Genomic DNA, 21040 nt, shown 5'->3' with positions numbered 1-21040 from the left:
TTATCACGGCGAATTAAACTACGATTCAACGAGATACTGAATGAATGCACCGGAAACCACTTCGAAAGGGCGCCCGAGCCTACTTTCCGAGACGGCGCCCGGTGTCCCGGACAGCAGTTCCCGCATCCTCGCGAGCCTTGAAGGGCGCGTGTCCGCGCAAAAGCCCCCCCGTCGCCGCTCGAACAAAAAACCGCTGCTTGCGGCGGCGTTGGCGGTTATCGTCGGCGCGGGTGCGCTCGGCGCGTGGCAGTGGCAGCGCAGCCAGACGGGCGGACATCCCGCCGTTCTCGCCTCGGCCGCCGGTGCCGGCAAGCCCCATGCGGCGGTTGCCGCGAGCGCGGCGGCTGCTCCGGCGCAGGCCGTGCAAGGCGCTGCATCGACACCGCAGGCGGCCGTTATCATCGCCGATGCGCCGCCGGCGTCCGCTGCAAGCGGCGTGGGAGCGGACCCGTTATCGCGCGCGCTAGCGAGCGGCGTCGCGGCGCCGGCCGGTAAAGAGGCTTCGGCAGCCGGCGGGCTTGCGGCGTCCGGTGCGAAGCCCGTTACGAAGAGTGCCGCCGCGCCGGCGCGCACCGAGCGCGAAAATGCGAAAAATCGCCGCGAGAAGCAAGCGGCCGCGCATGCGGGCCCGGTCAAACATCCGAAGGGTCGCGGCTCCACGGCGCACGACGACCCCGACGCGGATTTGCTGGCCGTCCTTGTCGCCCGTACCAAGCCGTACGATGCGCACGCCCCCGCCGAAAGCAGCGGCGCGAAAGCGACCGGCGCGAAGGCGCGCCCGGTCAGCTTGGCGGCGCAGATCAAGCAGTGCGACAAGTCGAATTTCTTCGAGGCGCAGCTTTGCCGCTGGCGGGTGTGTTCCGATCACTGGGGCCGGGATCCCGCTTGCCCGAGTTCCAGTGCGAATGGGCAACCGCGGTAGCACCCGCCTCGAGGTTGGTGCTCCCGGACGCGCCTAACGGGTGGCGGTTGGCGCGCGCCTAACGTACCTGCGCAATCCAAGCGCCGATCGCGGGCCACGCATGCGCGAGCGTGCGCGAGCCCATGAACAGGCCGATGTGTCCGCCGGGCACCAGCCGTTTCGTGATGTGCGCCGGCGGCGTTCCTAGATACTTCTCGGCATCGAACACTTGCTCTTTCGTCGTGATGTCGTCGGCCTCGCCGGCGAGCAGGTAGACGGGGCAGTCTATTGCATGCAGATCCAGCGTCTTTCCGAGCGCGACATACGTGCCCTTGGCGAGCCGGTTCTCCTTGAACAATTGAACGATTGCTTGAAGATACCAGCGGCCGGGCAAATCGATCGGGTTCTCGTACCAGCTCTCGAACGCCTCTTCTTTTTTGAGATAGGCGGGATCGTCGATGTGCTCGTAAAGATCGATGTGCTTGGCCATGTAATGCTGCTCGGGATGCATGTTCTTCCAGCCGCGCAGCATGTACTCGCCGCGCATGAGCCCGCCGCCGAGTTCGACCAGTTCCTCGTAAAACGAAGTGGGATAGGTGTGCGCCATGCGCTTGACCGGTCCGTCGCCCGCATCGGTATCGATGGGCGAACCTGCCAGCACGAGCGACGCGACCTTGTTCGGAAAGCGCGCCGCGTACATGGCCGACATCCAGCCGCCCTGGCATAGGCCGACCAGATTGACCCGGCCGCCCAATTCGTCGACGCACACGTTGAGCTCGGCCAGGTATTGGTCGATCTCGAGGTCGCGCATGTCCGGCGTGGCCGATTTCCAATCGGTCAAGAACAGGCGCGTGACGCCGCTGGCCCGCAGCGTGGCCATCAAACTCTGGCCGGGCTGGTAGTCGGCGATCATCGCCGTGTGACCCGCGAACGGCGCATCGACGATCGTGGCAAGGGTGTCGCCCGAGTCCGGCGCGGCGCTCGCCGAGTAGTCGCGCAAGGTCATCGTGCGCAGGTCGAGCCGCACGGTATTGGGCGTGGCAAGCTGCGGCCGGAGTTCGACGTGAATCTTTTCCTCCTCGGCCAGAAAGGCGAGATTCTTGGCGTATAGGGCCGCGCCTTCCTCGACCATCGCGGCGGCGGCCGCCATCGGCCAGAACAGCGGCACCCCAAGCGCCGCCAATTGATGCGGGCGTTTCGCGGACATCGACTCACTCCTCTTCGGCAACGCGTTCGATTGCGGCCGGGCCAGCCGGGCCGTCGGTACGCAGCATCGCTGCGCACGGCGTCAATTGTGTGTCGATTCGGGGTGAGGACGGTTGACGCGGGTCAACCGCGGGCCGGCGTCCTAGGGCTTGAGCACGACTTTGATGCAGCCGTCCGCTTTGTCGCGGAACGTTTTGTATAGTCCGGGCCCTTGTTCGAGCGGCGCGGTATGCGTAATGACGAACGACGGATCGATGCGCTTGTTGTCGATCAGTTCGAGCAACTCGCCCATCCAACGATTGACGTGCGTTTGTCCCATGCGGAACGTGAGGCCCTTGTTCATCGCCGCGCCGAACGGAATCTTATCGAGCAACCCGCCGTAGACGCCCGGGATGGAGATCGTGCCGGCCGGCCGGCACACGTAGATCATTTCGCGCAGCACGTGAGGGCGATCGGTCTCGAGCATCACGGCTTGCTTGACGCGGTCGACCATCGAATCGAGCGAGCGTCCCGCGTGCGATTCCATCCCCACCGCGTCGATGCACACTTCGGGGCCTTTGCCGTGCGTGAGCTCGTTCAGCCGCTCGATCACGCTTTCCTCGTCGAAATTGATCGGCACCGCGCCCGCCGACGCCGCCATGGCCAAGCGCTCCGGCACGCGATCGATGACGATCACTTGCCGCGCGCCGATCAGCAAGGCGCTGCGCACCGTCATCTGCCCGACCGGCCCCGCGCCCCAGATCGCCACGCTATCGGTCGGCTGCACGTCGCATTGAACGACGGCCTGCCAGCCCGTGGGGAAGATGTCGCCGAGAAACAGCACCTGCTCGTCCGTGAGTCCCTCGGGCACTTTGACGTGCGTTCGATCGGCGAACGGCACGCGTACGTATTCGGCTTGGCCTCCCGCGTAGCCGCCGGTCAAATGCGAATAACCGAAGAGACCCGCCGTGGCGTGACCGAACGCCTTGTCGGCCATCGCCTTGTTGCGGTTGCTGCGCTCGCAGACCGAGAAGTTGCCGCGCCGGCATTGATCGCATTCGCCGCAGATGATCGTAAAGGGCACCACCACGCGGTCGCCGGGTTTCAGCGTGTGATTGTTTTTGCCGACCTCGACGACCTCTCCCATGAATTCGTGTCCCATCACGTCGCCGTGTTCCATGCTCGGCATCAGTCCGTCGAACAGATGCAGGTCGGAGCCGCAGATCGCGCAGGTCGTGACTTTCACGATCGCGTCGCGCCCGTCTTCGATAACGGGATCGGGCACCGTATCGCAGCGAATGTCGTGTTTGCCGTGCCAACAAAGAGCTCGCATGTTCGTTGTCCTTGGTGTGGCCGAAGAGGTCCGCTTGGAGAGGAGGAGTCCGCAGCGTGTGGTTTCGAGGAACGCCGAGCACGGCAGCAACGCCCGTTCCCATCGGCGCCCCTAGCCAAGGCACGCGCGTTGCGGCAGTGCGGCGGACCCGGCGCTCACGTGCGAGGCGCACCCGCATCGGGCAGCACTTACTCTTGACATAAAGGACGCTCACCATGGCACGCAAAACGTTGGAAGATCTTTTCATTCACGCCCTGTCGGATATGTACAGCGCCGAGAAGCAACTGACGAAGGCGCTCGGCAAGCTCTCGCGCGCGGCGACGAACGAGCAACTGTCGCAGGCGTTCGAGACGCACCTGCAGGAAACGCATGGCCAAGTCGAGCGGATCGACCAAGTGGTCGAGAAGTGCGGGATTCGGCTCAAACGGATGAAGTGCGCCGCGATGGAGGGCCTCATCGAAGAGGGCGAGGAACTGATCGACGAAATCGAAAAGGGCCCGGTGCTCGATGCGGGTTTGATCGGCGCGGCGCAGAAAGTCGAGCACTATGAGATCGCCTCTTACGGCACGCTATGCGCGCTGGCTAAGCAGCTCGGCCGCCAAGAGGCCGTGACGCTGCTCAAGGAAACGCTCGAAGAAGAAAAGGCCACCGACAAGAAACTCACCGAATTCGCCGAGAAAGTGGGCAATCCCCAAGCGAAGAATGGCTGACGCGGCGGCTTGTTTCGTTCCTGTATCCGTTTCTCTTTCCGATGGAGTCAACCGATGAGCTCACCTGCAATCGACTTTTCGGGCGATATTTCGCGCGCGAATTCCGCGGCGCAAGCGGCGTTTGCATCGATGGCCGATATCGCCAACCAAACGTTCGACGGTTTCGAGCGCCTGACGCGGCTGAACCTGCAAACGGTCAAAACCACGCTGGCCGAGCAGCACGGCATTGCGCGGGAAGCCATCGATACGCGTTCGTTCACGTGGATCGTGACGCTGCCGACCGCGCAAGCACAAGCCGGCTTCAAAAAGACGGTGGCCTACTGGCAGCACTTGAGCGCGATTGCTACCGAGACCGCCGCCAATAACGCGGGCGCGAGTTGGGAAGGGCTCAGCGCGTGCACGACATGGCTGGCCTCGGCGTATTCGGAGGCCGTGCGTTCGCGCACGGAAGGCGCGCTCGTCCTCGCCTCTCCCGACGCGGCTTTGCCGGTGCCGGTCGACGAGCCGGCTCTTGCGGCGGGCGCGAAGGCGGGCGGCAAGAAGCGCTCGGTCGATATCGTCGATAGTTCGGGGCACGTCGTGTCGTCGGTGAAGCAGTAGCGTTACGGTTGAAATAGAGCTGGAAATGGCGCGTTTTTCTGAACGTTCGGTAAGCATTTCCCGCGCGGATAATCCGTACGCGTTAATCGGCGCGGGTATCGCGCTAACGTTTGCGGCCATATAAAACGGGGCAGGTGCCCCGTTTTATCAAGAACCATCCATTCATTTCCATTCTCGCGGCGACCCGCGTGTCAACCAGTTCCCGTGCCTTGTGCGGGATGTCGATCGGGGTATCCCCGTAGTGATCGCGCAATCGGTGCGATTGCTAGTGACGTATCTCTAGACTAATATCCCTATCGTCAAGGCTGTTACTAACAATTGTTGATTTTCACGGGCCGATGGACCACGGCTTGGATCAAGTCGGCTGGTTTCTCCTACCGAAATAGACGAGATTTCAGTTGACCGATAGCGTTGAACAAGACGCGGCTATCAAGCCGCGGGGCATCCGAGGTGTGGACGATCGCTTGCGCTTGCGTCAGGTGCTCGAGCGTGATCGCGCGTTTCTTTACGGCGTGTTCGAAAGCACGCGCGCGAAAGAATTCGCACGCACGGGATGGAGCGCGCAGCGTATCGCGCAAATGTTGGCAGAACAGTTTTCGATGCAGGACACGTATTACCGCAGCCACTATCCGAACGGTTGCTTCGATGTAATCGAGTTGGACGGGCAGCCTATCGGCCGGCTTTATCACGACTGGTCCGGCAGCGAAGCGCGTTTGATCGATATCGCGTTGTTGCCGGCCTATCGCGGTGCGGGTATCGGGACGCGGCTCATGCAGGCATTCGTCGCGCATGCGGCAGCGAAGGCGATGCGGATCGTGTTGTACGTCGAAATGGATAACGCCGTGCAAGCGCTGTATCGCAGGCTCGGATTCGAGGCTGCAGGCGAGAACGGCGTGTATTTGCGGATGCAGCGTCCCGGCACGGCCTTCGATGGCGCGCAAGGGATGCCGGTGCGAGTTCATGCGTCAGACGGTGCAACGTAGCGCCGAGCGTAGGAAAGGCGGATTGCCCTCGGACAGCCGCGCGAATAAGTAGTGAAACGAGAAACCACGGTCGGCGTAGCCGCCCGCGATACACAGTTCGATAGAGCCGGGGGCTTGCTTGTCGTCCATTCCTTCCCATGCGGAGTTGCTCGAAGCCATCGGGCAACGCTTTACCTTCGTCGCCCCCAACGGCGCGGCGCTCGAAGCGCTCCTCGCGCATGCCCCTGCCGGCATTCCCATGAACGACAGTTATGTCTGCTACTCGGCGACCTTCGAGTTGCCGGCCGGCGTGTATCTGCCGCAAGACGTTTATCGCATCGATTCGCCGGCGGGGCGTTCGTGGCAATTGCTTGCCACGCCGACGCGACCCCTCGATGACGGACGCTCGACGGTCACGATCGTCGTGCATTGCCGTGCGGACGCGTTCGCCGAAGCGGCGGACTCGCGCGATGTTGCTTGATGCATTGATTCAATTCACGACAGGAGGCGTTCGATGAGTGATCCGTTTTTGGGTGAAATTCGTATGGTGGGCTTCAACTACGCCCCGTACGGTTGGGCTCTGTGTCAGGGCCAGACGATGTCTATTTCGCAAAACAACGCGCTGTTCGCGTTGCTCGGGACATCGTTCGGCGGTAACGGTCAGTCGACGTTCCAATTGCCGGATCTGCAAAGCCGCACGCCCGTCGGAATGGGGCAGGGGTTGGGATTGTCGGCCGTTGAAATCGGCGAAAAGGCCGGGACGGAAAACGCGACGCTGACGGTGTCCAACATGCCGCAGCACACGCATACGGCGTCCGTGTCGGGTGGCGGTGCCGTAACGGGATCGATCTCGATTCCGGCGACGACGACGACCGGCAGCGAAGGCGCATCGCCGAGCAATACGTCCGTGCTGGGGCCGATAGGCGTGAGCGGCCACCCGGGCTCGCTTTACAGCACCGCGACGCCGAACACGACGCTTGCACCGTTCAACGTGAGCCTGCAAGGCGCCGCTCCCGCGGTACAAAACAGCATCGCGGGCAGCGGTCTGCCGTTCTCGCTGCGCAATCCGTATCTCGGCATCAATTTCATCATCGCGCTGCAAGGGGTCTACCCCTCGCGCGGGTAACGATTGCGTGCCGCGCAAGCGGCACGGCTTTTAGGACATCAAGCGATGAAATTCGCCGCCAGCCTCTCGAAGCTTTTCGCCGCCATGCGCGCCCCCGAACCGAGCGCGCATCGCGCAACGGCCGTGACGCCGGCACCGCTCATCGTCGCGCTCGAGCCGCGCATCGTCTACGACGCCTCGGCCGCGTCCATCGGCGCGGCCGTCGCGGCTTCGCATCATCAGGCGAGTGCCGCGATGCCTGCCGCACGCGACGCGGCGACGGCGCCCGCGGCGGCACCGAGCTTCGCGGTGCAAAGCGAGATGGCGGCGGCCGCCGGGCGTGCGGTGGGCTCCACCGGGCCGATGCGGGCGGTGCACGGTTATACGGCGACGAACGGGGCGGCCACGGCCGGCGACCATGGCGTGAGCGCGCAGGGCGCGATCGTCGTGCCGCGGCAAGGAGAGGTCGCGACGGCATCCGTCGCCGGTACCGGCGACACATCCGCGATGCGCGCGGTGCACGGTTTTACCGATGCCGTGGCCTCCGGGCAGGATACGCAAGTCGTTTTCATCAATTCGAACGTTTCCGATTATCAGACGCTGATCGCGGGTCTACCTCAGGGTACGCAGTACGTCATCCTCGATTCGACGAAGGACGGCCTCGCGCAAATCGAGCAGTATGTGCAGCAGCATCCGGGCGTCAGCGCGATTCATCTCGTGTCGCACGGGGCCGATGGACAGGTGCAGGTGGGCAGCACCTGGCTCAACGAGGGCGATCTATCGGCGTATAGCACCGAGCTTGCGCAAATCGGCGCGGCGGTGAAGCCGGGCGCGGACTTCCTGATCTATGGTTGCGACGTCGCCCAAAACGCGGACGGCAAGGCGTTCGTGCAGCAGATCGCATCGATTAGCGGGCTCAACGTGGCCGCATCGACCGATGCCACCGGCGCGAGTTCGCTCGGTGGCGATTGGACGCTCGAATACGACGCGGGCGCCGTGCATACGCCGGTGATTTTTTCGACGGCGTCCGAGCAGCAATATGGCGCCGTGTTGGCGGTGACGGATGAAACCTATGACAGCGAACTCGGCTACGTTACGCCTGGCGGCGCGACGGGCGTAACGTCGTTTTCGCTCGGTGCCTTCACATACACGATGGATCAGTCTGTCGAGTTTGCCGTCGACAGTACAACCACCAATCAAGGCGGCACGCCGCCGTTGACCACGGGTCCGACCGATGGGGTGCTGTTCGGCAATGTGCAGGGCACGCAATTGACGTCGATGACGATGAAGTTGACGAGCGGCGACAAGATGGCCGTCCAGAGTTTCGATGTCGACACGTTCGGTGGAGCGGTAGCGGTCGAGGGGCTCAATTCGTCCGGTGTCGTTGTCGCATCGTTGGCAATCAATGGGTCCACGACTCATGTGGATCTTTCGAGCAATGCGGGATTTGCCGGTATCACCAGCCTGAGGCTTCGCGAGACGGACGGTTTTTTCCTGACGCCGACACTCAACAACTTCACCTATGTCGATCTGTCGTCGCCGCCGGTCGTGACGGCTAGCGGCGGCAGCACGTCGTTCGTCGAAGCCGACAACGTCGCCTCCACTCCCGTTGCGATCGACAGCGCAATCACCTTGACCGATGGCGATGCGACCACTGCGAAGCAGGGTACGGTCAGTATCACGGGCAATTTCGTGAGCGGCCAGGACGTGCTGGCGTTCGCGAACACCAATTCCACGACCTACGGCGATATCAGCGCCTCTTATAGCAGCGGCACCGGTGTCTTGACCCTGACGTCGAGCGGCACCGCCACGATCGCACAATGGCAGAACGCGTTCCGTGCGGTGACCTACACGGATACGGCAGTGTCGCCGAGCACGGCAACACGCACGATGAGCTTCGCGTTGACGAGCGACGCCTACTTCTCGTCGAGTAATACGACCACAAAAAACGTCAGCGTCACGGCAACCGATCAAACCCCGATCGTCCATACGACGGGCGGCACGACCACCTACGGCGACGGGTCGTCGGCGGTCACGATCGACAGCGCCGTGACGGTCAGCGATCTCGACAACACCACACAATCGTCGGGCACCGTCTCGATCAGCGGGGGCTTCCATAGCGGCGATACGCTGAACTTCACGAACGACGGCTCGACGATGGGCAACATCTCGGCCTCGTACAACGCGGCGACGGGCGTGCTGACGCTGACCTCCGCGGGTGCGACCGCCACTGACGCGCAGTGGGGGCATGCGCTGTCGGCCGTTACGTTCTCGAGCACGAGCCCGACGTACGGCAGCCGTACGATTTCGTTCGCGACGAGCGATGGCACGAAAACCAGCACCGCGGCGACCGATACGGTCAATGTCGTGAATCCGCTTCAATTGACGGCGGATTCGGGTTCGGCCGCATTCGTCTCAGGCGACAACACCGCATCGACGCCGGTCACGGTCGATTCGGGGTTGACGGTGACCGATTCGGCCACCGGTACGCTGTCATCGGCGACCGTCACTATTACCGGCAACTTCACGAGCGGCGAAGACTTCCTCCAGTTCGCGAACGACGGCTCGACGATGGGTAACATCACGGCGGGCTCGTTCAACCAGATCACCGGTACGTTGACGCTCACTTCCGCCGGCTCGACAGCGACGCTCGCGCAATGGCGCAGCGCGCTCGATTCGATCAAGTACACCGATGTGGCGGTGACACCCAATGCGCTCACGCGCACCGTCAGCTTCACGGCGGTGGACAGCCTCGGCAACACGAGTAGCACGGTTTCGCGCAACGTGACCGTGACGGCCACCGACCAAACGCCGATCGTCGGAACGACGGGCGGCACGACGAGTTATGTCGGCGCATCGTCGGCCGTGACGGTCGATGCCGGCGTGACGGTCAGCGATCTGGATAACACGACGCAGTCCTCCGGTACGGTATCGGTCAGCGCTGGCTTTCACAGCGGCGATACGCTCGGCTTCACGAACGACGGCTCGACGATGGGCAACATCTCGGCCTCGTACAACGCCGCGACCGGCGTGCTGACATTGACCTCCGCCGGCGCGACGGCCACCGTCGCGCAATGGACGAAAGCGCTTTCGGCGGTGACGTTCTCGAGCACGAGCACGACGTACGGCAGCCGCACGATTTCGTTCGCGACGAGCGACGGCACGAAAACGAGCACGGCCGCGCCCCACACCGTCAACATGACGGCCCCGCCGGCGATCACGACCGACGGGGGCTCGGCCGCGTTCGTGGCGGGCGACAACACTACATCGACGCCGGTGGTGATCGATTCGGGTTTGACCGTGACGGACGGCAGCGCCACGACGCTGGCCTCGGCCACGGTCGCGATCACGGGCGGCTTCTCGAGCGGCCACGACGTGCTCTCGTTCACGAACGACGGCTCGACGATGGGCAATATCACAGCCTCGTACAACGGGGCAACGGGTGTCATGACGCTCACGTCCTCGGGTGCCACGGCGACGCTCGCGCAATGGCAAAGCGCGCTCGATGCGGTGAAGTACACGGATACGGCGGTGACGCCGAGCACGACGACGCGCACGATCAGCTTCACGGCGGTGGACGGCGCGGGCAATCCGAGCGCCACGGCGACGCGCACGGTCTCGGTGACCGATACCGATCAAACGCCGATCGTGACGACGACGGGCGGCACGACGAGTTACGTGGGCGCATCGTCGGGCGTGACGATCGACGGCAACGTCACGGTGAGCGACCGGGACAACTCGACCCAGACCTCGGCCACGGTGGCCGTGACAACGGGTTTCCAAAGCGGCGATGTGCTCAGTTTCACGAACGACGGTTCGACGATGGGCAACATCCAGGCGTCGTACAGCGCCGGAACGGGCGTGCTGCTGCTCACGTCGATCGGCGGTACGGCAACCAATGCGCAATGGGCCAGCGCATTGAGTTCGGTGACGTTCTCGAGCACGAGTACGACGTACGGCAACCGCACGATTTGGTTCCAAGTGAACGACGGAACGAAGAACAGCGCGCAGGCGGCGGATACGATCAACATGACCGCGCCGCCGGTGGTCACGACCGACTCGGGCTCGGCCGCGTTCGTCGCGGGCGACAACACGACTTCGACGCCGGTGACGATCGATTCGGGCTTGACCGTAACCGACGGCAGCGCCGCGACGCTGTCCTCGGCGACGGTGGCGATCACGGGTAACTTTCATGGTGCCGAAGACGTCCTCGCGTTCACGAACGACGGCTCGACGATGGGAAACATCACGGCCTCGTACAACACGAGCACGGGGGTGATGACACTGACGTCGTCGGGTGCCACGGCGACGCTCGCCCAATGGCAGAGGGCGCTCGATGCGGTGACGTACACCGACACGGCAGTGACGCCGAACAACGCGACGCGCACGATCAGCTTCACGGCGGTGGACGGTGGGGGCAACACGAGCGCCACGGCCACGCGTACGGTAATGGTGACCGACACCGATCAAACGCCGATCGTGACGACGACGGGCGGCACGACGAACTACGTGGGCGGCACCTCGGCGGCGACGATCGACGGCGGGATCACGGTCAGCGATTTGGACAACACGACGCAATCGTCGGGCACGGTATCGATCTCGGGTGGCTTCCACAGTGGCGATACGCTCACGTTCGTCAACACGAGCTCGGCGACGTTCGGCAATGTCGTCGGGTCGTACAACTCGGCAACGGGCGTGTTGACGTTGACCTCTTCGGGGGCGACGGCCACGGACGCGCAGTGGGCCAACGCATTGTCCGCCGTGACGTTCTCCGCGAGCGCGAGTGCGACTCCCGGCAACCGCACCGTCTCGTTCGCGGTCAGCGACGGCACTAAGACCAGTGCGTTGAAAACGGACACGGTCACGGTGCTCGGGCCGCCGGCGATCACGACCGATTCGGGTTCGGCTGCGTTCGTCGCGGGCGATAACACCGCATCGACACCCGTCGCGATCGATTCTGGCTTGACCTTGACCGACGGCACGGCACCGACGCTGGCCTCGGCCACGGTGTCGATCACCGGCAACTTCCATAGCGCGGAAGACGTCCTCGCGTTCACGAACAGCAACGCGACGACGTTCGGCAACATCGCCGCTTCGTACAACGCAGGCACGGGTGTGCTGACGCTGACCTCTTCGGGCGCGACGGCGACGCTTGCGCAGTGGCAGGCGGCGCTCGATGCGGTGACTTATACCGACACGGCGGTGACGCCGAACAACGCGACGCGCACGATCAGTTTCGCGGCGACCGATACCGGCGCGTACACGAGCAACACGGCGACGCGCACGGTGACGGTGACCGATACCGATCAAACGCCGATCGTGACGACGACGGGCGGCACGACGAACTATGTCGGCGGCACCTCGGCCGTTGCGGTGAACAGTGGCATCACGGTCAGCGACCTGGACAACACGACGCAATCGTCGGGCACGGTGTCGATCACGACCGGTTTCCACAGCGGCGATACGCTCACGTTCGTCAACACGAGCGCGGCGACGTTCGGCAATGTCGTCGGCTCGTACAACTCCGCAACGGGCGTGTTGACGTTGACCTCTTCGGGGGCGACGGCTAGCGACGCTCAGTGGGCGAACGCGCTGTCCGCCGTGACGTTCTCGGCGAGCGCCACTGCGACGCCGGGCAATCGTACGATCTCGTTCGTGACGAACGACGGCACGACCGACAGCGCGGCGGCAACGCATACGGTCGATTTGCTGGCCCCCCCGACGATCACGACCGATTCGGGTTCGGCTAGCTTCGTTGCGGGCGATAACACCGCATCGACGCCGGTGACGATCGATTCGGGCTTGAGCCTCACGGACGGCGGCGCGCCGACGTTGGCTTCGGCGACGGTGGCGATCACCGGCAACTTCCATAGCGGCGAGGACGTTCTCGCCTTTACGAACAGCAACGCGACGACGTTCGGCAACATCGCCGCTTCGTACAACGCCGGCACCGGTGTGCTGACGCTGACCTCTTCGGGTGCGACGGCGACGCTTGCGCAGTGGCAGGCGGCGCTCGATGCGGTGACTTACACCGACACGGCGGTGACACCGAACACCGCGACGCGCACGATCAGTTTCGCGGCGATCGATACGGGCGCGAACACGAGCAACACGGCAACGCGCACGGTGACGGTGACCGATACCGATCAAACGCCGATCGTGACGACGACGGGCGGCACGGCGAGCTATGTAACCGGCGCAGCCGGGACGATCGTCAATCCGAACGTGAGCGTCACCGATCTCGACAATGCGACGCAATCGTCGGGCACGGTTTCCATCACCGGCAATTTCCACAGCGGCGAGGATGCGTTGTCGTTCACGAACACGAATGCGGCGGCGTTCGGGAATATCTCGGGAACGTTCAACGCGGCGACGGGCGTGCTCACGCTCACGTCGTCCGGCGCGACGGCGACGGATGCCCAATGGGCGAACGCCTTGAGCGCTGTGACGTTCTCGAGCAGCGGCACGCACTTCGGCAACCGCACGGTGTCGTTCGCGACGAGCGACGGCACGAAGACGAGCGTGGCGGCCGACGCGACCGTATCGTTCGTCGACAAACCTCATGTCACGCTCGACTCGGGCGCTGCCTCGTTCGTCGCCGCGGACAACACGACCTCGACGCCGGTCGCGGTCGCCCCCGGCCTGACGCTCGCCGACGCCAGCACGACGCTCTCGTCGGCGAGCGTGGCAATCACCGGGGGCTTTCATCCCGGGCAAGACGTATTGGCTTTCGCGAACGACGGCGCGACGATGGGCAACATCGCCGCCGTCTACGACGCGAACTCAGGTGTCTTGACGCTGAGCTCGGCAGGCGGCACGGCCTCGCTCGCGCAATGGCGCTCGGCGCTGGCATCGGTCACCTATACCGATACGGCGGTCAAGCCCGATAACGCGACGCGCACCATCAGCTTCACGGTGACGGACGGCAACGGCACGGCGAGCGATGCGAGTGCGCGCAGCATAACGGTGACCGACACGGATCAAACACCGACGCTCGCGATCGGCGGCAACGCGACGTTCACGTCGCAAGCCGTCGGTTCGACGCCGGTGGCCGTGGCGCCGCAAGTGAGCGTCGGCGATCGCGATGCGACGGCGACGCTCACGTCCGCCCAAGTGAAAATCACGGGCGGCTTCGATACGGCGCACGACACGCTCGCGCTCGCGAGCGGCTCGGTGCCGGGCGGCTTCACGGCGAGCTACGATGCGAGCACCGGCGTGCTCACGCTGACGAGCAGTTCGGCGACGCTCGCGCAGTGGCAAAGCGCGTTGCAGTCGGTCACCTATTCGAACTCGCAGTTCCGCGCCACCGGTACGCGTACGCTGAGCTACACGATCAGCGATGGCGTGAAGACGAGCACCGCCGCGACGAACACGGTCACGATCGTCGCGGGGCCGTCGGGCGGCACCCCGGTCGCAGCCTTGCCCGTCACGCCCGCGACGACGGTGGCATCGCCTACCCCGGAATCGCACGCCGCGGGTTCGGACAACACGGCTCCCCCCGACGTGCTCGACGAATTGAGCACCACGCGCACCGTCGGTGCCGTGCCCTCGGTGCCGACGATGACGTTCTCGGATCCGAGCGCGCCCGCGACGGGGTTCTCGCTCGACCGGGCGACCGTGTCGCGCTTCGACGCGAGCGCACTCAACGCCGCGCTCGCACCGGCACCGGCGCCGCAGTCGATGACGTCGTTCTCCGAATTGGCGCTATCGGTACCGCAGCACGATCCGTTCTCGATCGACGTCGCCACGCTCTTGCCGCCCACGCAGTCCATGGGCGGCGGGATGGGCGACGTGACCGTGCGGCTCGCCGACGGCCGCTCGCTGCCGGGCTGGCTGCACTACGACGCGGCGAGCGGGGCATTGCGCGGCAAGGTGCCGGCGGGCGTGCAAGACGTGCGCATCGTCGTCGAGGTACGCGATGCGGCCGGTCATGTCGCCCGGCGAGACGTCGTGCTTGCGCCGCATGCGCGTGACGCGGGGCACGGCCTTGCGCATCCGAATCAGCGCAACGCGCATCCGTCCGCGAACTCGAATGGCCACGCCGATCGCGGAGCCGGGCAGCCGCTCGCTTCACGCGCCGCGCGCCCCGTCGGCAAACCGTCGCTCGATCAGCAATTCGCCCAGGCGCGCGCGGCGCTTCACGTCGCGCGCCCCGGCGGCGCCGTGCGCCGCGTATGACCATGAATTTCCGTCATCTATCCATATCAATGAGCGCACAAACGACCATCGCCGAACTCCATTGTTCGTCCTCATGCGGGCCCGAATCGACGCGCACCGCCCGTTCCCTGCGCCGATCGCTGATCGGTGTTGCCGTGGCCGCGCTGTGGCTGTCGGGCTGCGCGATTCATCCCGTGCCGTTCACCGATGCCGAGCGCGCGCAAACGGCGCATGCCGATCGCAGCGCGATGTTCGCGAACCAGCCCGAGCTTTCGGGGCCCATCACACTCGAAGAGGCGATGGCGCGCGCGATTCGCTACAACCTCGACCATCGCTTGAAGATGATGGAAGAGGCGCTCGCGCAAAAGCAACTCGACCTCGCGAGCTTCGACATGTTGCCGAAGCTGACCGCTCAAGCCGGTTATACCTATCGCAACAACTTGCTCGTGTCGTCCTCCGAGGATTACTTCACGCGCGGGCAGTCGCTGCCGCCGTCGTATTCGAGCGATAGGAACGATCGCACGGCCGATCTCTCGTTCTCCTGGAACATCCTCGATTTCGGCGTCAGCTACTTCGAGGCGAAAGAGCAGGCCGATCGCGTGCTCGTCGTGGAGCAACGCCGCCGCAAGGTCGTGCAGTTGATGATGCAGCAGGTGCGCGAGGCGTATTGGGAAGCAGCGGGGGCCGAGCGGCTGTCGAGCCGCATCAAGCCGTTGCTCGCGCAAGCGCAGCAAGCGCTCGACGAATCGCGCCAATCGCAATTGGAAGGCTTGCGTTCGCCGCTCGATACGCTCGCCTACCAGCATGCGCTGCTCGACATCATGCGTCAGCTCGAAGCCGTGCGCGATCAGCTCGACGAAGCGAAGCCGCGGCTCGCTTCGCTGATGAACATCGCCCCGGGCACGGACTTCAAGCTTGCGCCGCCGCAAGGGTTCGCGGTGCCGGCGTTCGCCATGCCGATGTCCGAGATGGAAGAGACGGCGCTCGAGCGCCGGCCCGAACTCGTCGAGGCGAGCTATAACGAACGCATCAGCGTCAACGAGACGCACAAGGCGATCGCCAAGCTGTTGCCCGGTATCGAGTTGCAACTGGGATCGCACTACGACAGCAACAGTTTCTTGATGTTTCATGCGTGGCGCGCGGCGGGCGTGAACGTGAGTTGGAACTTGTTGAACCTGCTCAACGCGAAGAACATTCGCGGCGCGGCCGATGCGCAGCACGAAGTGGCGCGCGCGCAGCAGCTCGCTTTGTCGATGGCCGTGCTCACGCAAGTGCACGTGGCGAGCGCCGAGCTGTCCGCCAAACAACGTCAGTTCGATTTGTTCAAGCAATTGAGCGACGTCGATTCGCAGATCTTGCAGCACACGCACAACGCAACGGTCGCCAATGCGCAGGGCAAGCTCGAGGAGATTCGGGCGGCCACTTCTGCGATGATGTCGGAGTTGCGCCTGTATCAAAGCTACGGCGAACTCGAGAGCGCCTACGGGCAATTGCTGGCGACGCTCGGCCTCGACCCGGTACCGGCGGGCGTGGGCAACGGTAATGGGGATTTGAAGACGATCGAGCAATCGATTTCGATGGAGCAAGCGCGCTGGGCGTCGTTCGGCAGCGCGGATGGAGTCAAAAAGCAATGAATCGATGGTGCAGGACAGGGCTTCGTTATGCGGCCCTGGTGATGGTGTTTCAAAGCGCATGGGCCGCGGCGCCGCAAGCCGCGGCACCGCACACGCCGGCACCCGCGGCGCCGGCGGCCCCGGCGAGCGCATCGAGCGCATCGAACCATGCGCAGGACGACGGCCGTATCCGCATTCAACTCGTCGCGCGCGATCAAGTCGATTTGTCGAGCGAGATCAGCGCGAAGATCGCCTCGATGCCGTTTCGCGACGGCGACGCCTTCCGCGCGGGGCAGACGCTCGTCTCGCTCGATTGCTCGCTGTACGCGGCGCAGCTTCACAAGGCGCAAGCCGAGTCCGAGGCGGCCGTGCAACTGAAGCGCGTGGACGATCGGCTCTCGCAGTTGCATTCGATCGGCGAGATCGACGTGCAGCAAGCCGAGGCCAAGGCGAAGGCAAGCGCGGCCGAAGTGGCCTACATGCAAGCGACGGTCCGCAAATGCAGTATCGCCGCGCCTTTCGACGGACGCGTGGTCAAGCGCAGCGCGGCGGCCCAACAATTCGCCGAGCCCGGCAAACCGTTGCTGACGATCGTCGATACGAGCCATCTCGAACTGAAGATGATCGTGCCGTCGAAATGGCTCGCGTGGCTCAAGCCGGGCCATCCGTTGAGCGTCAATGTCGATGAAGTCGGCAAGACGTATCCGGCCACGGTGGCGCGAATCGGGGCGCGCGTCGATCCCGTGACGCAAACGGTCGATGTGACCGCCGCCCTCGCGAACCGCGCGCCGGAATTGTTGCCCGGCATGAGCGGTTGGGCGAGCTTCGCCGGCGCGGGCCGCTAAACGTCATGAACGCTCCGCAGCAGATCGAGGCGGGCACGCTCGCCGTGCTTTGGCAACTGTCCGCACGCGCGCGCGAAGCGCAGAACGAAGAAACGCTCGGCTTCGTCATCGTCAACGAATCGCTCTCGCTCGTGCCCTACCGCCAGGCGGCGTGGTGGCGGGCGAGAGCGCCCGTGCCGGGCGCGGTCGCTGCCGTCTCGGGACTGCCGCAGAGCGATCCGGGCGCGCCCTACGTGCAGTGGCTCGGTCAAGTGTGCCGAGTGCTCGAGCGCCGATCGATCGATGCGGATGCGGCGTCGAGGCAAGCGCAAAACCAAACCCAAACCCAAACGCAGACGCAAGCGCCGGACGCCGCCGCTGCGGCAGGCGCGGCGCCGCGCATGTGGCCGCAAGCGCTGACCGCGGATGGCTTGCCCGAGGCGCTGGCCGCCGATTGGAACGACTGGTGGCCGACGCACGCGCTGTGGGTGCCGCTTGGCGATCGCGACGGTCGCTCGCTCGGTGGAGTGGTCTTTGCGCGCGAGCAGCCGTGGACGCAGTTGGACGAAGCGTTGCTCGCCGAGCTGGCACGCGTGTGGTCGCACGCGCTCGCCGCGTTTGCGCCGCGTGCTTCGTGGCTCGAGCGCGCGAAACTCACCCTGCGCGCCGGTAAGCATCGGCGCCGCGCGCTGGCGGCGCTCGTCCTCGCGCTCGTCGTACCGGTGCCGTTGACCGTGCTCGCACCGGCCGAGGTGACCGCGAAGGATCCGTTCGTCGTACGCGCGCCGCTCGACGGCGTGATCGATCGGCTGTTCGCGCAGCCCAATCAACGCGTCGAGGCGGGCGCGCCGCTGTTCGCGCTCGATTCCACGACGCTGGCTTCGCGCTATGCGCTGGCGAACAAGAACTACGCGACGGCCCAAGAGGAATACCGGCAGACCGCGCAGCTTGCGGTGACCGACGATAAAGACCGGCTCGACATGGCGCTGCGCAAGGGCAAGCTCGACGAAAGCGCGATCGAGCTCGATTACACGGCGCGCGAACTCGCGCGCGTGCGGGTGAACGCGCCGCGTGCGGGCGTGGCCGTCTTCTCCGATCCGAACGATTGGAACGGCAAGGCGGTGTCCATCGGCGAGAAGGTGATGCTGCTCGCCGATCCGGCCAGCGTCGAATTGACGGCCTACGTGCCTGTTGCCGATAACGTCGATGTCGTCCCCGGCGCGACGCTCACGCTCTATCCGAAAAGCTCGCCGCTGGCCGCCTACGACGCGCGCATCGACACGGTGGCGTATCGCGCCGAGCCGACGCCCGAAGGGGTGGTCGCCTACCGCGTGAAGGCCACCTTCGCCGGCGCGGTGAAGCCGCCGCTCGGCGTGATGGGCACCGCGCGTATTCATGGCCGCTGGGTGCCGGTTGCCTACTATCTGCTGCGTCGCCCGCTGGCGACGATCCGGCAGTGGCTCGGCTGGTAGGCGCCGCGATGCCGCGCCTTCCTTCCCTTCGCCAAGAACTGAGCTTGACCCCGGGCGCGGCGACGCCGGACGGCGCGCCTACTTGGATGCTGCACGACCCCGCGGGCAATCGCTTCTTTCAGATCGGCTGGCCCGCGTTCGAGATGCTCTCGCGCTGGGCGCTCGACGATGGAGACGCGATCGTCGCGTCGGTCAATGCCGAAACCACGCTGCATCTGACGTTCGACGATTTCGAGTCGCTCGTGCGGATGCTGCATCGGCAGCATTTGCTGGTGGCTGCGAGCCCCGCGGATACGGGGCGGCTCGCGAGCGCGGCCGCCGCGAGCAAGCTCTCGCATGCGATGTGGCTGCTCAAGCACTACTTGATGATCCGTGTGCCGTTATGGCGCCCGATGCCGTTCTTGAAGCGCTTCGCCCGCTATGCGGAAATCGCGTACCGGCCCGCGTTTTGGATCGTCGTCGCGCTCACGGCGATGACGGGGCTCGTGCTCGTCTCGCGCCGTTGGGACGAGTTCGTCCATACGTTTCACGGGTACGCCGACGTGCGTGGACTGTTGGCGATCGGCCTGGCGCTAGGGTGCGCCAAGGTGCTTCACGAATTCGGCCATGCGTTCACGGCGCATCGCTACGGCTGCCGCGTGCCGACGATGGGCGTGGCGCTGCTCGTGATGGTGCCGGTGCTCTACACCGATACGACCGAGGCATGGAAAGTGCCGGGCCGCGCCGAGCGTTTGCGTATCGGCGCCGCCGGCATGCTGACGGAATTGGCGCTGGCCGCGTTCGCGACGGTGGCATGGAGCGTTCTACCGGACGGACCCATGCGAGCCGGCGCATTTCTGCTCGCCACGACGACGTGGATCGGCACGCTGACGATCAATGCAAGCCCGTTCATGCGCTTCGATGGGTACTTTCTGCTCTCGGATTGGCTCGACATGCCGAACCTGCACGATCGCGCGTTCGCGTTCGGGCGCTGGTGGATGCGCGAACGTTTGTTCGGCCTCGGAGAGCCGCAGCCCGAACCGTGCGCGCCTGGGCGCCGGCGTTTCTTGATCGCGTTTTCGTTCGCGACTTGGCTCTATCGGCTCACCGTTTTTTTCTCGATCGCGCTCGTCGTCTATCACGCGTTCTTCAAGGCGTTGGGCCTTGCGCTGTTTTGTGTCGAGTTCGGATGGTTCATCGCGCGGCCGATCGTGCGTGAAGTGACCGCGTGCTGGCAGGCTCGCGCGGCATTGCAATGGCGGCGCGAGACGCGGCGCACGGCGCTCGTCGGCGCGCTGCTCGCCGGCTTGCTCGTGCTGCCCTGGCACGGCGGCGTGGGCGCCCCGGCCGTACTCGGTCCGCTGCGCGCCCAAGGGCTTTATGCGCCGGAAGCGGCCTATGCGACGAGCGATGCGCCGATCGCCCATGACGGCCAGCGCGTGCGCGCGGGACAAGTATTGGCCGTGCTGTCCTCGCCCGATCTCGCGCACAAGCTGCAAGCGGCGCAGGCCGACGAGACGCTGCTGCGTTGGCAGGTCGAGCAGCAGTCGTTCGACGATCGTTTGCTGGAGCAGGGTGTGGCCTTGCAGCGGCGTTGGGATGCCGCGCGCGAAACGGTGGCCGGCCTCACGGCGCAAGTTGCACAGTTGACGCTGCGCGCGCCGTTCGACGGTATCGTTCAAACCGACGAGGCACTCGCTCCCGGCACCTGGCTGCCGCGCGGCGAGCATGTGTTCGATGTGGTGGGACCGGTGGGCGTGAAGGGCGAAGCGTTCGTCGGCGAAGACGATGCCGCGCGCGTATCGCCCGGAGATCGCGTGACGTTCGTGGCTTCCGTGCCGGAGATGGGCGCGCTCACTTGCACGGTGGCGGCCGTCGATCGCGTGAATGTCGGCACGCTCGATACGCCTTCGCTCGCAAGCGTCTACGGCGGGCCGCTGCCCGTGCAACTGCAGCCGAACACGCATCAGCTCGTGCCGCTCACGGCGACGTACCGCGTGCGCATCGACGCGTGTCCCGCGAACGAGGCGTGGCCGCGCGAGATCGTCGGCGAGGCGACGATCGGCGGCTCGCGGCAAAGTTTCGCCTGGCGCGGCCTGAAGTGGCTCGCCTCGGTGTTCCGGCGCGAAAGCGGCGCATAACGCTGCGCGATGCGACGGTGAGGCGGCCGCGCGCGGCCGCCATCGGTTCGCCGCCCGA

13 protein-coding genes are annotated in these 21040 nt (G+C 65.1%); 11 read left to right on the top strand and 2 right to left on the bottom strand.

Annotation, left to right across the window (positions count from 1 at the left end):
- The first annotated feature begins 40 nt into the window (after window positions 1-40).
- Window positions 41-922, top strand: a complete 882-nt coding sequence (locus C0Z18_RS02475) for a phage tail protein (RefSeq protein ID WP_102643791.1) — start codon at window positions 41-43, stop codon at window positions 920-922.
- 58 nt (window positions 923-980) lie between these two features.
- Here C0Z18_RS02475 and C0Z18_RS02470 read toward each other — a convergent pair whose 3' ends face one another.
- Together C0Z18_RS02470 and C0Z18_RS02465 are read right to left on the bottom strand one after the other, a co-directional pair.
- Complete coding sequence (locus C0Z18_RS02470) at window positions 981-2108, bottom strand: alpha/beta fold hydrolase (protein ID WP_102643790.1); 1128 nt, start codon at window positions 2106-2108, stop codon at window positions 981-983.
- Window positions 2109-2249: 141 nt separating this feature from the next.
- Window positions 2250-3419, bottom strand: a complete 1170-nt coding sequence (locus C0Z18_RS02465; RefSeq protein WP_102643789.1) for a zinc-dependent alcohol dehydrogenase — start codon at window positions 3417-3419, stop codon at window positions 2250-2252.
- 215 nt (window positions 3420-3634) lie between these two features.
- Here C0Z18_RS02465 and C0Z18_RS02460 point away from each other — a divergent pair, with 215 nt between their 5' ends.
- The 10 genes from C0Z18_RS02460 (at window position 3635) to C0Z18_RS02415 (ending at window position 20982) form a co-directional block, all read left to right on the top strand.
- A complete protein-coding gene (locus C0Z18_RS02460; protein ID WP_102643788.1) occupies window positions 3635-4129 on the top strand; it encodes a YciE/YciF ferroxidase family protein in 495 nt (164 codons plus the stop codon).
- Between the two features lie 54 nt (window positions 4130-4183).
- Window positions 4184-4729: a phasin family protein gene (locus C0Z18_RS02455; protein WP_102643787.1), complete on the top strand. Its 546-nt coding sequence runs from the start codon at window positions 4184-4186 to the stop codon at window positions 4727-4729.
- 398 nt (window positions 4730-5127) lie between these two features.
- Entirely contained in the window at window positions 5128-5712 is a 585-nt protein-coding gene (locus tag C0Z18_RS02450) for a GNAT family N-acetyltransferase (RefSeq protein ID WP_233216904.1), read from the top strand.
- Window positions 5713-5830: 118 nt separating this feature from the next.
- Entirely contained in the window at window positions 5831-6172 is a 342-nt protein-coding gene (locus C0Z18_RS02445) for a DUF6916 family protein (RefSeq protein WP_102643786.1), read from the top strand.
- Window positions 6173-6205: 33 nt separating this feature from the next.
- Window positions 6206-6817, top strand: a complete 612-nt coding sequence (locus tag C0Z18_RS02440; RefSeq protein WP_102643785.1) for a phage tail protein — start codon at window positions 6206-6208, stop codon at window positions 6815-6817.
- A 45-nt stretch (window positions 6818-6862) separates the two neighbouring features.
- A complete protein-coding gene (locus C0Z18_RS02435) occupies window positions 6863-14974 on the top strand; it encodes a DUF4347 domain-containing protein (RefSeq protein WP_102643784.1) in 8112 nt (2703 codons plus the stop codon).
- Between the two features lie 29 nt (window positions 14975-15003).
- Entirely contained in the window at window positions 15004-16587 is a 1584-nt protein-coding gene (locus C0Z18_RS02430; RefSeq protein ID WP_233216902.1) for a TolC family protein, read from the top strand.
- Complete coding sequence (locus C0Z18_RS02425) at window positions 16584-17411, top strand: efflux RND transporter periplasmic adaptor subunit (RefSeq protein WP_102643782.1); 828 nt, start codon at window positions 16584-16586, stop codon at window positions 17409-17411. Before C0Z18_RS02430 ends, C0Z18_RS02425 begins: the two co-directional genes overlap by 4 nt.
- Before the next feature lie 5 nt (window positions 17412-17416).
- The gene (locus C0Z18_RS02420; protein ID WP_102643994.1) at window positions 17417-18862 is read left to right on the top strand and encodes an efflux RND transporter periplasmic adaptor subunit; all 1446 of its coding nucleotides are present in this window, start codon (window positions 17417-17419) and stop codon (window positions 18860-18862) included.
- A gap of 8 nt (window positions 18863-18870) precedes the next feature.
- Window positions 18871-20982, top strand: coding sequence for an HlyD family efflux transporter periplasmic adaptor subunit (locus C0Z18_RS02415; protein WP_102643781.1), 2112 nt, complete (start codon window positions 18871-18873; stop codon window positions 20980-20982).
- The last annotated feature ends 58 nt before the right edge of the window (window positions 20983-21040 follow it).

The sequence above is a fragment of the Trinickia dabaoshanensis genome (assembly GCF_002879885.1).
Classification (GTDB): Bacteria; Pseudomonadota; Gammaproteobacteria; order Burkholderiales; family Burkholderiaceae; genus Trinickia; species Trinickia dabaoshanensis.
This window is presented reverse-complemented; position numbering and strand designations above follow the sequence as displayed.